This window comes from Pseudomonas capsici, from assembly GCF_017165765.1.
GTDB lineage: Bacteria > Pseudomonadota > Gammaproteobacteria > Pseudomonadales > Pseudomonadaceae > Aquipseudomonas > Aquipseudomonas capsici.
Window position 1 is genome coordinate 24,171 of the sequence record NZ_JAFGZD010000004.1, and the last position, 14,157, is coordinate 38,327.

Consider the following 14,157-nt stretch of genomic DNA (forward strand, 5'->3'; position numbering starts at 1 on the left):
TATAAATCTAATTTTTAAGTATTTGACGATCTATGTGTCGGTTACTGATACTGGTGATGTTAGCGCTAACAAACTGGTTTGTCTGCTACTCGCCACCGCGAATGCCCGAACCCGGTTAGCCGGCAATTTCAGAAGTCAGTGCGTGAACACTGACCGACCAGGGCACATATCAGGCAGGCACGCAGATGCACACAACACTTGGGGATAGCGTCAAACACAATCTTCTGGCGCAAGCCATCGACCAGGCCAACACCGCGCGGGGACGTCGTTGCGGCATGCTGCTGATGAGTCTGGCGGCCTTGCCGCTGGCTCCGGCGATGGCTGAAACCGAAGCCACGCAGAACGCCGAGGCGCCCACGCTCAAGGCTGTCACCGTTACCGCCACGCGCCGCGAAGAGTCGTTGCAGAAAGTGCCTGTCGCGGTTTCCGTGGTCGAGGGCGAGCAACTGGAGCGTGACAACCGCAATGGTGTGTCCAGCATCGTGCAGCAGATCCCGACCCTGAATTTCCGTACCGGCGCTTCCAACAAGGACACTTCGCTGTTCATTCGCGGCGTGGGCACTATTTCTACATCGCCGGGTGTCGAGCCGACTGTTGCGACGGTCATCGACGGTGTCGTGCTCGGTCGTCCAGGCCAGGCAACCCTGGATTTGCTGGATCTGGAGCGTATCGAAGTCCTGCGCGGCCCTCAGGGCACGCTGTTCGGCAAGAACGCATCGGCCGGTGTGCTCAACGTGGTCACCAAGGCGCCGACCGAAGAGACTCATGGCTACATCGATCAATCCTATTTCAGCGGCAATGAAAGCCGCACGCGCTTCGGTATCGGTGGCAGTCTGATCCCGCAGACCCTCAAGGGCTCGATCACGACCCTGTTCGGCAGCTACGACGGTAACGTCGACAACAAGCTCAACGGTCAGGAGGTCAACGGCTATAACCGCAAGGGTGCACGGGGCAAACTGGAGTTCACTCCCAATGACGATGTCACATTCACCCTCATCGCCGACTACATGCAGGCTCATGACGACGCGCCAAACGGTGTGGTCAGCAAGTCGCTGACGCCAGCGTTCAGCAGCGCCTTGTCACCTGTGCGGGCCGACAGCGACAACCGCGATGTGGTCAGCGATTACCGCAGCCATGTGGATGACGTCAACAAGGGCCTGTCCGGCCAACTGGACTGGAAACTGGGCGACTACACCTTGACGTCGATCACGGCCTGGCGCGGCTGGGACAATACCCAATATCAGGATGGCGACCGCCTGGGCACCATCACCGCCGCGTTCCCCGGCACCGAAGACAAAGGCCAGCTGGAGTACAACCAGTACTCTCAGGAATTGCGTCTGGCTTCGCCCAAAGGTGAGTTCCTGGAGTATGTCGGCGGTCTGTTCTACATGCATGGCAAGAGCGATGAAACCTATCAGCGCACCTTGATCACGCCCACCACCCAGGATCGCGGCGTTGCCGACTACAGCACCACCAACGAAAGCTACTCGGTGTTTGGTGAAACCACCTTCAACTTCACGCCTGATTTCCGGGCCATCGCCGGTCTGCGCTGGACCCACGACAAGCTGGAATACGACCACCGCCGTGTCTCCACCTCGGCCACTACGGTCAGCGGTATCCAGCCAGCGACCAGCAGCTCGGGTTCCGTGGATGAAGATGGCAAGTCCGGCCGCCTGGGTCTGCAATACGACCTCAGCGATGCGGTAACCACCTATGTCACCTACTCGCGTGGTTACAAAGGCCCGGCCTATAACGTGTTCTTCAACATGCAGCCGCGCGATACCGAGGCGCTCAAGCCGGAAACCTCCAACACCTGGGAAGTCGGCATCAAGGCCACCAGCTGGAACAATCGCCTGACCACCAACCTGGCCGTATTCCGCAGCGAGTACGACAACTATCAGGCGAACTTCTTCGACAGCGTGGCCGGGCAAGTGGTAACCCGCCTGATCAATGCGGGCAGTGTCAGCACTGAGGGCGTCGAACTCGACTACGCCTTGCAGGCCACCACCAACCTGAAAATTTCCGGTGCCCTGGCTTACACCAAGGCACGCATCGACAGCTTCGCGTGCCCGGCCGGTGCGGCGGCGTCCTGCAACGTCGATGGCAAGACTCTGCCCTACAGCCCGGACTGGAAAAGCTACGTTCGTGCCGACTACACCATCCCGCTGGATAACGGCCTGGATATCGAACTGGGTACCGATTACAGCTGGCAGAGCGAAGTGCAGTACGACATCAGCCAGAACGCCGACACCAAACAAGGTGCCTACGGTATCTGGAACGCGAGTGTTGCCCTTGCGGACTACAACGCAGGCTGGCGTGTTGCGTTGCTGGGCAAAAACCTGGCTGACAAGTCTTATTCGCCAATGCTGGCCACTGGTGGAAACTACATCTACCGTGCAGTACCGCGTGATGACGAGCGTTATTTCGGTGTGCAGTTGCGTAAGGATTTTTGAGCCGTTGCGTGCAACAACCCTCAATGAATCGGTAAGGAGTTGGTTATGAGCGAGTCCGCTCGTCAGTTGAAGTTAGGCGCATTTCTAATGGCCACCGGGCATCATGTGGCGGCCTGGCGTCACCCGGATGTTCCGGCCAATGCAGGGCTTGATATCAAGCACTACAAGCATCTGGCCAGAGTGGCGGAGGAGGCCCGGTTCGACGCTTTGTTCGTGGCCGACAGTGTGGCGGCTGCGACCGGAGATATCGCCAGTCACATGGCGCGTTCCGATCATTTCGAACCGCTGACACTGCTCTCGGCCCTGAGCGCGGTAACCGAGAACATCGGTCTGATTGCAACGGCGACCACGACTTATAACGAGCCTTACCACGTCGCTCGCAAGTTCGCCTCGCTGGACCACCTGTCCGGTGGGCGAGCCGGCTGGAATCTGGTGACTTCCGATGCCGCAGCCGAAGCGCAGAACTTCGGTCGTGAAGAACACGTGGGACACGCCGAACGCTACAGCCGTGCCCGCGAGTTTCATCAGGTCGTGACCGGGCTCTGGGACAGCTGGGCGGACGATGCCTTTATCCGCGACAAGGCCAGCGGAGAGTATTACGACCCCGCCAAGCTGCATGTGCTCGACCATCAGGGCGAACACTTCAGCGTCAAAGGTCCGCTGAATGTGGCGCGTTCTCCGCAAGGCCAGCCTGTCGTGGTGCAGGCGGGTTCTTCGGAAGTCGGTCGGGATCTGGCGGCGCAGACGGCTGAAGTGGTCTTCACGGCCCAGACATCTCTGGCCGATGCCCAGGCGTTCTATGCCGATATCAAGGGGCGGCTGAAGACTTACGGGCGCAGTGCCGAATCGCTGAAAATCATGCCCGGTGTGTTTATCGTCGTGGCTGAAACCGAGGCTGAGGCCAAGGCGAAATTCGAGTCGTTCCAGGATCTGGTCGACCCCCATGTGGGCGTGGCGTTGCTGGGCCGCATGCTGGGCAATTTCGATCTGTCGGGCTATCCACTGGACGGGCCTTTGCCGGAATTGCCGTTGACCGACAGTGGCCAGCGCAGTCGGCAAAAGCTGCTGACCGATCTGGCCGAGAAAGAAAACCTGAACCTTGCACAACTGGGACGGCGGATTGCCGGTGGCCGAGGCCATTACAGCCTGATCGGTACGCCGACGCAGATTGCCGATGAGCTGCAGACCTGGTTCGAACAAGGCGCCGCCGATGGCTTCAATGTACTGGTGCCGCATCTGCCGGGAGGTCTGGAAGATGTCGCGCGCCTGCTGGTGCCTGAGCTGCAACGCCGCGGCTTGTTCCGCACCCAATACGAGGGCTCGACCCTGCGTGAAAACCTCGGACTGCAAAGGCCCTCGAACCGCTTCGAGTAACGGACGATTGTAGGAGCGGATTCATCCGCGAGAGGGTATTGCCGGCGACACATTTTCTTCGGGTGTACCGGCCTCTCGCCCATGAATTCACTCCTGCGACGATGGCTCTATTCACAAGGAAAACCTACATGAAACCACTGGCATTCATCGCCGCCGCTCTGACCTTGTGCGGGGTATTCAATACCGCCATCGCCAAGGAGCCGGACGCGCTGCGCATCGGTTATCAGAAAGGCTCCATCACACTGGTACTGGCCAAGGAACACGGCTTGCTGGAAAAGCGTTTCGCCAACACGCAGATCAAGTGGATCGAGTTCCCGGCCGGGCCGCAGATGCTCGAGGCCTTGAATATCGGCAGCCTGGATATCGCTTCGACCGGTGATATTCCGCCGATCTTTGCCCAGGTGGCGGGTGCCGATCTGGTGTACATCGGTGCCGAGCCGGCCAAGCCGCAAGCCGAAACCATCCTGGTGCGCAACGACAGCCCGCTCAAGGGCGTGACAGATCTCAAGGGGCGCAAGGTCGCCCTGCAGAAGGGCTCAAGCGCACACAACCTGGTGCTGCGAGCCTTGAACAAGGCCGGTCTGAGCTTCAAGGATATCCAGCCGGTCTACCTGACCCCGGCCGATGCCCGTGCCGCGTTCGAGAACGGCAGTGTCGATGCCTGGGCCATCTGGGACCCTTATTACTCCATCGCCATCAACGAAGGGCACAGCCGCGTGCTGGCCAATGGCGAAGGGCTTGGTCTGTCGGGGCCGATCTATACAGCCCGCCGTGCCTATGCCGAAAGCAACGGGGTGTTCGTTCAGCAGGTCCTGGACGAGCTGAGTGCCGCCGATGCGCTGACCCGTAGCGACCGGGCTGGAAGCATTCAGATCCTGGTGCGCAGCATGGGCCTGCCTGAAGCGGTGATCGCCCAGTACATCGACCATCGTCCAGAATCACCCAGCCTGCCGATCACGCCTGAAATCATCCGCGCCCAACAGGCCACCGCCGATCTGTTCTACGAGAACCGACTGGTGCCCAAGCGGGTCGATGTACAGCAGGCCGTATTGAAGAAAAACGCAGAGTGAATCAGGCTGGCAACGGGCAGGAGCCTGCTCGCACGGCCATGGTGACTACAAAGAGAGGACTCAATGACCTATATCGCTGCCGAAAACCGCTATAACGACATGCCTTATCGCCGTACCGGCCGCAGTGGGCTGGTGTTGCCGGCGCTCTCGCTTGGTCTTTGGCACAACTTCGGTGACAGCACGCCCATCGATACCCAGCGCGCCATGCTGCGCACGGCTTTCGATCTGGGCATCAACCATTTCGACCTGGCCAACAACTATGGTCCGCCCTATGGCAGCGCCGAGGTGAACTTTGGTCGCCTGCTGCGTGAGGATTTCAAACAGTACCGTGACGAACTGATCATCTCCACCAAGGCTGGCTGGGACATGTGGCCAGGGCCTTATGGTCAGGGCGGCGGTTCACGCAAGTACGTGCTGGCCAGTCTCGACCAGAGCCTGCAGCGCCTTGGCCTCGATTATGTGGATATCTTCTATTCCCACCGCTTCGACCCGGACACACCGCTGGAAGAAACCGCTGGCGCACTGGCCACTGCCGTGCAGCAGGGCAAGGCGCTATACATCGGCATTTCTTCCTACTCGGGCTCGAAAACCCGGGAAATCGCCGCGCTGCTGAAAGAATGGAAAGTGCCGCTGTTGATTCATCAGCCGGCTTACAACCTGCTCAATCGCTGGGTCGAGAAGGATCTGCTCGATGCCACCGAAGAGCTGGGGGCTGGCGTGATTGCCTTTACGGCTCTGGCTCAAGGGCTGCTGTCCGACAAATATCTCAATGGCGTGCCAAAGGACGCCCGAGTCAATCGTCCGGGTGGTGGTTCGTTGCAGGCTTCGCACTTGTCGGAAGAGAACATTGCCCATGTGCGGGCACTCAACGAGATCGCCCAGCGTCGCGGCCAGAGCCTGGCACAGATGGCACTGGCCTGGACGCTGCGCGATCCGCGCGTGACGTCAGCCCTGATCGGCGCCAGTCGCCCTGAGCAGATCATCGAAAACGTCGGCGCGCTGAAGAACCTTGAGTTCAGCAAGGAAGAACTGGCCGAGATCGATCGTTTCGCGGTGGAAGGCGGGATCAACCTCTGGGAAAAGCCATCGCTGGCTCAATAATCTCTTGAGGATGTGTGAGGCAGCTTGCTGACGACAAATTGAAAAGTCGCCAGCAAGCTGCCTCGCACAGATCATCATGAAAAGGCGAGGGGGTGTTTAGCCTTCGTCGCCTTCGTCGTCATCCCCGCCATCGACTTTCATGCCCAGTTCCTTGATCTTGCGAGTCAAGGTATTGCGGCCCCAGCCCAGCAGCACGGCGGCGTCGCGACGGCGGCCTGCGGTGTGCTTGAGGGCGGTTTCGATCATGATGCGTTCGAAGGTCGGCACGGCGCTGTCCAGCAGGCTGGACTGGCCACGGGACAGGGCCTGATCGGCCCACTGACGCAGTGCCTGTTCCCAGTTGGTCACCGGCGCTGCATCCTGCGGCAGACTGAGCAGTTCGGGTGGCAGGTCGCTGATATGCACTTCACGGCCTGAAGCCATGACCGTGATCCAGCGGCAGGTGTTTTCCAGTTGGCGAACGTTACCCGGCCATGGCAGGTGCTTGAGGTATTCCTCGGTCTCGGCCTTGAGCAGCTTGGGTTCTACCGCCAGTTCCTGCGCGGCGCGGCTCAGGAAGTGCTTGGCCAGGGTCGGGATGTCTTCGCGACGGTCCGACATGCGTGGAATATGGATGCGGATCACGTTCAGGCGGTGGAACAGGTCTTCACGGAACTTGCCGGCCTGCACCAGGGTTTCGAGGTTCTGGTGAGTCGCGGCAATGATGCGTACATCGACCTTGACCGGCGTATGACCGCCGACCCGGTAGAACTCACCGTCAGCCAGCACCCGCAGCAGGCGAGTCTGGGTGTCGGCGGGCATGTCACCGATTTCGTCGAGAAACAGCGTGCCGCCATCGGCCTGCTCGAAGCGGCCGCGCCGCAGGTTGGCCGCGCCGGTGAAGGCACCTTTTTCGTGGCCAAACAGCTCAGACTCCATCAGATCCTTTGGAATCGCCGCCATGTTCAGCGCAATGAACGGTGAAGCCGAGCGCGGGCTGTGGCGGTGCAGAGCATGGGCGACCAGTTCTTTACCGGTACCCGATTCGCCGTTGATCAGCACGGTGATGTTGGAATGGCTCAGACGCCCGATGGCGCGAAACACTTCCTGCATCGCAGGTGCTTCACCAATGATTTCCGGGGTGCGAGCCAGAGTCGGGGCTGCATCCAGGCCTTGCTGTTCCTGAGCATGCTGGTTGGCACGTTTGACCAGCGAGACGGCTTCGTCGACGTCGAACGGTTTGGGCAGGTACTCGAAGGCACCGCCCTGATACGACGCCACGGCGCTGTCGAGGTCCGAGTGGGCGGTCATGATGATCACCGGCAGACGCGGATGCTGTTCGCGAATCCGGGCCAGCAGGTCCAGGCCACTGGCACCGGGCATGCGGATGTCGGAAATGATCACGTCCGGTTGCTGACGGGCCAGGCGACTCATCACCCCATCCGCGCTATCGAAGCTTTGTGTGGTCATGCCTTCCTGTTGCAGAGCCTTTTCCAGTACCCAGCGGATGGAACGATCGTCATCTACGATCCAGACAGTTTCACTACGGCTCATGTCGAAGCGGCTCCTTGTTCCAGCGGCAGGAAGATCGAGAAAGTGGTGTGGCCGGTATGGCTCTCACATTCGATCAGCCCCTGGTGCTGGCTAATGATGTTCTGGGTAATGGCAAGTCCGAGTCCCGTACCATCCGGGCGGCCACTGACCATGGGGTAGAAAATGGTTTCCTGGAGTTCGGCCGGAATACCGGGGCCGTTGTCGATGATTTCGATCTTGCTCACCAGTCGATGGCGAATGTGCCCGATGGTGAACTGGCGCATGGCGCGGGTGCGCAGGGTGATTCGTCCCAGACGCAGCTCGTTCTGACTGCCGATGGCCTGCATTGCGTTGCGTACGATATTGAGCACGGCCTGAATCATTTGTTCACGGTCTATCAGTACGTCCGGGATACTTGGATCATAGTCGCGCACCAGAGTGATGCATCCCTGGGTTTCTGCCTCGACCAGACTGCTGACCCGCTCGAGTACTTCGTGCACATTGGTCATGGCCAGCGAAGGCAGCTTGTTGGAGCCCAGCATCCGGTCCACCAGATTACGCAGGCGATCCGCTTCTTCGATGATGACGTTGGTGTAGTCCTTGAGGCTTTCCTCGGGCAGTTCACGGGACAGCAGCTGCGCCGCGCCGCGAATACCGCCCAGGGGATTCTTGATTTCGTGAGCCAGGCCACGCACCAGCATCTTGGTGGTTTCCTGCTTGGACAATTGGGCTTCTTCCTTGGTGATGCGCAGCAGGCGATCACGAGGATGAACCTCGAGCAGCAACAGGGTTTCGCCCTTGTTGAGAATAGGCGTTACCGCGTAGTCGACTGTCAGGGTCTGGCCGGTCAGTGCGGTCAGCATGGCTTCGCGCTTGGTGAAAGGGTGGGCCTGCTCCACGGCCTGACGAAGCGAACTCAGTGCTTCGGCGGACTCGGTGAACAGCTCGCTGATGAATTGTCCATGGCTGCGCTGACCACTGATGGCCAGCAGCATTTCCGCTGCCGGGTTCATGTACTCAAGGCGCAGATCGGCATTGAGCAGGATGGTGGCAGTGGTCAGGTTGTCCAGTAACAGACGGTGCAGCGCGTCGCTGATAGTCATGAATCTTGTTGACCTCTTTTGGCACATTGCAATCGCGGAGGTGCAGGGCTGAGCCGTCCTGGCCAGCATCAGCAAAGCCACTGATACGGTGCTTAACGGGGTGCTGTGCAAGCGAAGTTGCAAGAACCAAACCAAGGCTCCGAAAAGAAGCGTTTAATTCGCAAAATCGGGCTTTTTTTGGATCGGTGCTCACATAAAGCGCCATCTCACAGCCATTTCTGAACCATATTGGGCTGTCTTGAGGCGTGCTGGATCACATGATGCACCATTAAGGTGCTTTGTTGGCGGGATGGTCTTTTCTGCCTAGAAAAAAGGCAGGATGCTGTTTTCTTCTTCGGGCTTGTCCTTGATCGGGCATTCGGGACGCACGCCATACTCGGGAAGCTGACACGGATTTGCCTTGCGCTTTTGTGCCAGCGAAGTGCGCAGCATGTGGAAGGGCTGATTGGGAGTCTTTTCCAGCACGCGGCCGGCTTCATCGACTATCTCGACCGATAACTGATGCGTGCCCCGGTCGATATTGCTCAGCGGGATTACCGGGCTGCGTCCGGGCTGGCCCGCGGGTTGGCCATCCAGAAACAGTCGATAGCTATGCCCGGGCTGCAAAGCCGGTTCGCTGGTGACGGTCACGATGACGTCGCCGCTGGTGCTGCGCACAGTCCCGTCCGGCTCGGGAACCAGCACCCGCAGCAGTTGATAGCGAAATATCGCCTTGGTCCTGGGTTTTGCGGGCGCTGCCTGATAGGTGCGGGCAGGTGGTGTTCCCGTCATGTTGTTGCTGGGCGGGATCTCCACGCGCTTGGCATTCTTGTGCGGCTGATCGGTGAATACCCGGTTGCCGTTGGCATCGATGTAGGTATAGACGTCAGCAGCTGCCGGCAAGACTGTCAGCAGCAACAGACACATCAGCAGGCCATGGAGCAGGCGTTGTTCAGGGGCGGTTGACATGGACGCGCTGCACGGTGAGGGTGATTGTCTGGCTTTGCTGGACGATGCGTTGGGAGTCCAGCACCTGGACCGCAAAACTGTGCTCACCCCGGTCGATATTCACTACCTGCAGGCGGGGGATATTGGTGGGCGTTCCGTAAGGATTGCCGTCCACCAGCAATTGAAGCTGATGACCGGGCCGCAGGCGTGGCTGAATCTTCACACCGACCGTGAAGGTGCCGTCATTGGCGCGCAGTGCTTCGTCTATCGGCAGGTCAGTCAGTTCCAGCGTGCTGTATGCGTCCCGAGACTGTGTCTGTGTGCTCGTCGGTTGTGGTGTGGTGTTCATGGCCGGTGGGGCGGGAACCCGGGATTCCACGCTGTTGAGTGGCGGCAACTCGACGACCTCGGTCTTGATGCCATTGGGCGGCTGATTGCTGTATGCGGTATTGCCATTCGCATCGGTGTACTTATAGATCTGCGCCGCAGCAGGCAGGCTGATCAATAGGAACAGGCAGATGAGGCTTTGGCGCATGAGATTCTCGGCAGCAAAGGGCAAAGGTCACCAGCATAGAACACTTGGTCCTGTATCGGGCGGTCAGGCTTACAGTTTCGCGGCGCACAGATCCGTGGTGGCAAGGACCAGTGCCTGATCGTGAATCGGGTCGGTACGGTGATGCTTGAGTGCCGCATCCAGCACTGTCTGGCAGTTGTCCGAGGTGCGGACCGGCTGGAAGTCGGCATAGGCGCGCAGCAATTCGGTCTGCAATCGGTCCAGTCGGGGGCGGATGTCGTCGACCAGGCTCTGGCGCGTGGTATCGGGTGCCTTGCCTGCTGTGTGCCACTGTTCGAGCAGAGCGTTCTGCACGCGTTTGTTGGCTTCTATCTGGGCGCGAAACAGTCGTTGAACGTCGTCGGGATCGAGTTTGAATTCGGCTGCGCGGGCCTGAGCGGCACTGATGACCTGCTGCTCGCGAGGCGGATCTTCGACAGCCTTGCCACTGTCCCATTTGCTCAAGGCAACCTGATCGGCAATGGTCAGGCGCTCGCTGATGGCTTGCAACAAAGGATCAACAGGCGATGGTTTCTGTTCGGCGGCGAGGGTGATGCAGGGAGACATGCACGTCAGAGTCAGCAGCGAAGTGGCCAGAAGCAGGCGCATGGCGGTTCCATCTCGAATCTGTGGGTGGAGCGCAGATTTAACTCCAGGTCATCGACCAGAGCCAGTGCCATGACGTGAGCAAAAGTTAATGCGCTGGGGTTCGATCTCAAGGTTCGCTGCGTTTGAGATTATCGAGGGCAAAAAAAGACCTCCCGAAGGAGGTCCTTTTGTGGCGTCGTCAGAGATGACGCGACTGGATCAGCAGCTGTAGTACAGCTCGTATTCCAGTGGGTGTACGAAAGTACGCACGCGGATTTCTTCTTCGCTTTTCAGCTCGATGTAAGCGTCGATGAAGTCGTCGCTGAAAACGCCGCCTTTGGTCAGGAACGCACGACCTTTGTCCAGCTCTTCCAGGGCTTCTTTCAGGCTGCCGCAAACTTGTGGAATGCCTTTGGCCTCTTCTGGCGGCAGGTCATACAGGTTCTTGTCAGCTGCATCGCCAGGGTGGATCTTGTTCTGGATGCCGTCCAGGCCAGCCATCAACAGTGCAGCGAACGCCAGGTACGGGTTGGCTGCCGGATCCGGGAAGCGTGCTTCGATACGACGGCCACGTGGGCTGGAGACGTAAGGAATACGGATCGAGGCGGAACGGTTACGAGCCGAGTAGGCCAGCATTACCGGAGCTTCGAAGCCTGGGACCAGACGCTTGTAGGAGTTGGTCGAAGGGTTGGTGAAGCCGTTCAGGGCCTTACCGTGCTTGATGATACCGCCGATGAAGTACAGAGCGGTGTCGGACAGGCCGGCATAGCCTTCGCCTGCGAAGGTGTTCTTGCCATCTTTGGCGATGGACATGTGAACGTGCATGCCCGAACCGTTATCGCCGTACAGAGGCTTTGGCATGAAGGTAGCGGTGCGACCGTAAGCGTCGGCAACGTTGTGCACGACATACTTGAGGGTCTGAACTTCGTCAGCCTTGGCAACCAGAGTGTTGAACTTCACGCCGATTTCGTTCTGGCCGGCAGTTGCCACTTCGTGGTGGTGAACTTCGACGACCTGACCCATTTCTTCCAGTGCGTTGCACATGGCAGTACGGATTTCGTGGTCGTGGTCGACCGGTGGAACCGGGAAGTAGCCGCCTTTGATACCTGGACGGTGGCCTTTGTTGCCGCCTTCCACGTCCTGATCGGTCATCCACGAGCCTTGCTCGGAGAAGATCTTGAACATGGAGCCGGAGATGTCGGACTTGTACTTGACCGAATCGAAGATGAAGAATTCTGGCTCCGGGCCAACGAATACGGTGTCACCGATACCGGTGGACTTCAGGTATTCCTCGGCGCGGTGGGCGATGGCGCGCGGGTCGCGGTCATAGCCTTGCATGGTCGAAGGTTCGATGATGTCGCAGACCAGGATCAGGGTCGGCTCTTCGGTGAACGGGTCCAGCACTGCGGAGCTGTCGTCCGGCAGCAGGATCATGTCGGAGGCTTCGATACCTTTCCAGCCTTCAATGGAGGAACCGTCGAACATCTTGCCGACTTCAAAGAAGTCGTCGTCCAGCGCATCGCGAGCTGGCATGGTGACGTGTTGCTGCTTGCCTTTGGTGTCAGTGAAGCGCAGATCAATCCATTTAACGTCATGATCTTTGATGAGTTGAACCGACTTCGACATGGTGTCCTCCGGGTGGCTAGGGCCTGGTTATGGTTGTGGCCCCTTAAATTTGGGTGATGCCGGCGCAGATACTCTGCCAAGGCAACCTGCCTCACAAGGGAGCAAATTGCATGCCAGTGCCCCGAGTTGGGTTTTTTGCCCCAAACAAGGCCTTTTTGGAGGTGAAAACGGATTTATCGGCAAAATGACGCACCTTTATGGTGCTTTAAAATGTCGAAGCGTGCCTTTTTAGTGCGCTGATGATTGGTAGTACGATAACTGGTTAAACCTTGAGCAATTTCCGCTATAATCCGCGCCCCCCTTTTTCGGCCGGCACCTCACGTACCGTTTCCATGAAACTAATCGTCAAAGTTTTTCCCGAAATCACCATCAAAAGCCCGCCGGTGCGCAAGAAGTTCATCCGCCAGCTGGCCAAGAACATTCGTACCGTGCTCCGTGAACTGGACGCGGACATTGTCGTGGGTGGCGTATGGGACAATCTCGAGGTCGAAACGAGGCTGACCGATCCAAAGGTCCTGCAGGGCATCACCGAGCGCCTGAGCTGCATGCCGGGTATCGCCAATTTCCTGCAGGTTGCCGAATACCCGCTGGGCGATCTGGATGACATCGTTGCCAGGTGCAAGGTGCATTACGGCGACCTGCTGCCCGGCAAGATGTTTTCGGTGCGCTGCAAGCGTGCGGGGCGACACGACTTCAGCTCCATGGACGTCGAGAAGTACGTCGGCAGCAAGCTGCGCCAGCAATGTGGTGCCGCCGGTATCGAGCTGCGCAAGCCCGAACTCGTGGTGCGCATGGAAATTCGCGACCAGCGTCTGTTTGTCATCCATGACCAGCATACTGGCATGGGCGGTTATCCGCTGGGTGCCCTGGAACAGACGCTGGTGCTGATGTCCGGCGGTTTCGATTCGACCGTGGCGGCCTACCAGATCATGCGTCGTGGCCTGATGGCGCACTTCTGCTTCTTCAATCTGGGTGGGCGTGCCCATGAGCTGGGCGTGATGGAAGTCGCTCACTTCATCTGGAAGAAGTACGGCAGTTCACAACGAGTGCTGTTTGTCAGTGTGCCTTTCGAGGAAGTTCTGGGAGAAATTCTGCAGAAAGTCGATAACAGTCATATGGGTGTAGTTTTGAAGCGTATGATGTTGCGCGCTGCCTCATCTGTTGCCGACCGCCTCGAAATCGATGTGCTGGTGACGGGCGAAGCGATTTCGCAGGTGTCCAGCCAGACGCTGCCCAATCTTTCGGTCATCGACTCGGCCACCGACAAACTGGTGCTGCGACCGCTGATTGCCAGCCACAAGCAGGACATCGTCGATCTGGCGACTGAAATCGGCACGGCCGACTTCGCCCGGCACATGCCTGAATATTGCGGGGTGATTTCGGTCAACCCCAAGACCAACGCCAAGCGTAATCGCGTTGAGTATGAAGAGAAGCAGTTCGACATGGCCGTTCTTGAGCGTGCGCTCGAGCGGGCCAGGCTGGTGACCATCGATCGGGTGATCGACGATCTGAGCCAGAATGTCGAAATAGAAGAAGTCAGCCAGGCGCTGGCCGGTCAGGTGGTCATCGATATCCGTCACCCGGATGCCCAGGAAGACCAGCCGCTGGAAGTGCCGGGCGTAGAGATACAGACGCTGCCGTTCTATGCATTGAACAGCCGCTTCAAGGAACTGGATAACACGCGCCAGTACCTGTTGTATTGCGACAAAGGCGTCATGAGTCGCCTGCATGCTCACCATCTGCTCAGTGAGGGGCATGCCAATGTGCGCGTTTATCGACCGAGCTAAGTGCCCGGGGCTGTTTGCCTGTGGCTTGCGTCACCGGCCCCCCGACACCAGTCGTCAAGCCGT

11 protein-coding genes are annotated in these 14,157 nt (G+C 58.9%); 5 read left to right on the forward strand and 6 right to left on the reverse strand.

What is annotated here, in order from left to right; translation table 11 throughout:
• Positions 1–185: 185 nt before the first annotated feature.
• The 4 genes from JSY17_RS06635 to mgrA all read left to right on the forward strand — a co-directional run bounded on the left by JSY17_RS06635 (position 186) and on the right by mgrA (position 5,998).
• Positions 186–2,453, forward strand: a complete 2,268-nt coding sequence (locus tag JSY17_RS06635; protein WP_206401586.1) for a TonB-dependent receptor — start codon at positions 186–188, stop codon at positions 2,451–2,453.
• 45 nt (positions 2,454–2,498) lie between these two features.
• On the forward strand, positions 2,499–3,827 hold the full coding sequence (locus JSY17_RS06640; protein ID WP_201013465.1) for an LLM class flavin-dependent oxidoreductase: 1,329 nt from the start codon (positions 2,499–2,501) through the stop codon (positions 3,825–3,827).
• 128 nt (positions 3,828–3,955) lie between these two features.
• Positions 3,956–4,897: a sulfonate ABC transporter substrate-binding protein gene (locus JSY17_RS06645; RefSeq protein ID WP_117167127.1), complete on the forward strand. Its 942-nt coding sequence runs from the start codon at positions 3,956–3,958 to the stop codon at positions 4,895–4,897.
• 63 nt (positions 4,898–4,960) lie between these two features.
• Positions 4,961–5,998 carry an L-glyceraldehyde 3-phosphate reductase gene (gene mgrA / locus JSY17_RS06650; RefSeq protein ID WP_122372400.1) on the forward strand — a complete coding sequence of 346 codons (1,038 nt, stop codon included), beginning with the start codon at positions 4,961–4,963 and terminating at the stop codon, positions 5,996–5,998.
• Positions 5,999–6,094: 96 nt separating this feature from the next.
• Here the strand turns inward: mgrA and ntrC are convergent, their stop codons facing one another.
• The 6 genes from ntrC to glnA form a co-directional block, all read right to left on the reverse strand.
• Entirely contained in the window at positions 6,095–7,531 is a 1,437-nt protein-coding gene (gene ntrC / locus JSY17_RS06655; protein WP_117181797.1) for a nitrogen regulation protein NR(I), read from the reverse strand.
• A complete protein-coding gene (glnL, locus tag JSY17_RS06660) occupies positions 7,528–8,613 on the reverse strand; it encodes a nitrogen regulation protein NR(II) (protein WP_117167130.1) in 1,086 nt (361 codons plus the stop codon). The genes ntrC and glnL overlap by 4 nt, the downstream gene beginning before the upstream one ends.
• Before the next feature lie 303 nt (positions 8,614–8,916).
• Positions 8,917–9,561 (reverse strand): DUF4124 domain-containing protein, encoded by a 645-nt coding sequence (locus tag JSY17_RS06665; RefSeq protein ID WP_117186096.1) that lies wholly within the window; start codon positions 9,559–9,561, stop codon positions 8,917–8,919.
• Positions 9,545–10,075, reverse strand: a complete 531-nt coding sequence (locus JSY17_RS06670) for a DUF4124 domain-containing protein (protein ID WP_206401584.1) — start codon at positions 10,073–10,075, stop codon at positions 9,545–9,547. The genes JSY17_RS06665 and JSY17_RS06670 overlap by 17 nt, the downstream gene beginning before the upstream one ends.
• 69 nt (positions 10,076–10,144) lie before the next feature.
• Positions 10,145–10,702 carry a chorismate mutase gene (locus tag JSY17_RS06675; RefSeq protein WP_206401582.1) on the reverse strand — a complete coding sequence of 186 codons (558 nt, stop codon included), beginning with the start codon at positions 10,700–10,702 and terminating at the stop codon, positions 10,145–10,147.
• A 198-nt stretch (positions 10,703–10,900) separates the two neighbouring features.
• Complete coding sequence (gene glnA, locus JSY17_RS06680) at positions 10,901–12,307, reverse strand: glutamate--ammonia ligase (RefSeq protein WP_117167134.1); 1,407 nt, start codon at positions 12,305–12,307, stop codon at positions 10,901–10,903.
• Positions 12,308–12,639: 332 nt separating this feature from the next.
• Here glnA and thiI point away from each other — a divergent pair, with 332 nt between their 5' ends.
• Positions 12,640–14,094, forward strand: a complete 1,455-nt coding sequence (gene thiI, locus JSY17_RS06685; RefSeq protein ID WP_117167136.1) for a tRNA uracil 4-sulfurtransferase ThiI — start codon at positions 12,640–12,642, stop codon at positions 14,092–14,094.
• Positions 14,095–14,157 lie beyond the last annotated feature (63 nt).

Excerpts from the sequence above, each read along its gene's own strand:
- JSY17_RS06635 (WP_206401586.1), top strand. The coding sequence starts at position 186 with ATGCACACAACACTTGGGGATAGCGTCAAACACAATCTTCTGGCGCAA.
- JSY17_RS06640 (WP_201013465.1), top strand. The coding sequence starts at position 2,499 with ATGAGCGAGTCCGCTCGTCAGTTGAAGTTAGGCGCATTTCTAATGGCC.
- JSY17_RS06645 (WP_117167127.1), top strand. The coding sequence starts at position 3,956 with ATGAAACCACTGGCATTCATCGCCGCCGCTCTGACCTTGTGCGGGGTA.
- mgrA (WP_122372400.1), top strand. The coding sequence starts at position 4,961 with ATGACCTATATCGCTGCCGAAAACCGCTATAACGACATGCCTTATCGC.
- ntrC (WP_117181797.1), bottom strand. The coding sequence starts at position 7,531 with ATGAGCCGTAGTGAAACTGTCTGGATCGTAGATGACGATCGTTCCATC.
- glnL (WP_117167130.1), bottom strand. The coding sequence starts at position 8,613 with ATGACTATCAGCGACGCGCTGCACCGTCTGTTACTGGACAACCTGACC.
- JSY17_RS06665 (WP_117186096.1), bottom strand. The coding sequence starts at position 9,561 with ATGTCAACCGCCCCTGAACAACGCCTGCTCCATGGCCTGCTGATGTGT.
- JSY17_RS06670 (WP_206401584.1), bottom strand. The coding sequence starts at position 10,075 with ATGCGCCAAAGCCTCATCTGCCTGTTCCTATTGATCAGCCTGCCTGCT.
- JSY17_RS06675 (WP_206401582.1), bottom strand. The coding sequence starts at position 10,702 with ATGCGCCTGCTTCTGGCCACTTCGCTGCTGACTCTGACGTGCATGTCT.
- glnA (WP_117167134.1), bottom strand. The coding sequence starts at position 12,307 with ATGTCGAAGTCGGTTCAACTCATCAAAGATCATGACGTTAAATGGATT.
- thiI (WP_117167136.1), top strand. The coding sequence starts at position 12,640 with ATGAAACTAATCGTCAAAGTTTTTCCCGAAATCACCATCAAAAGCCCG.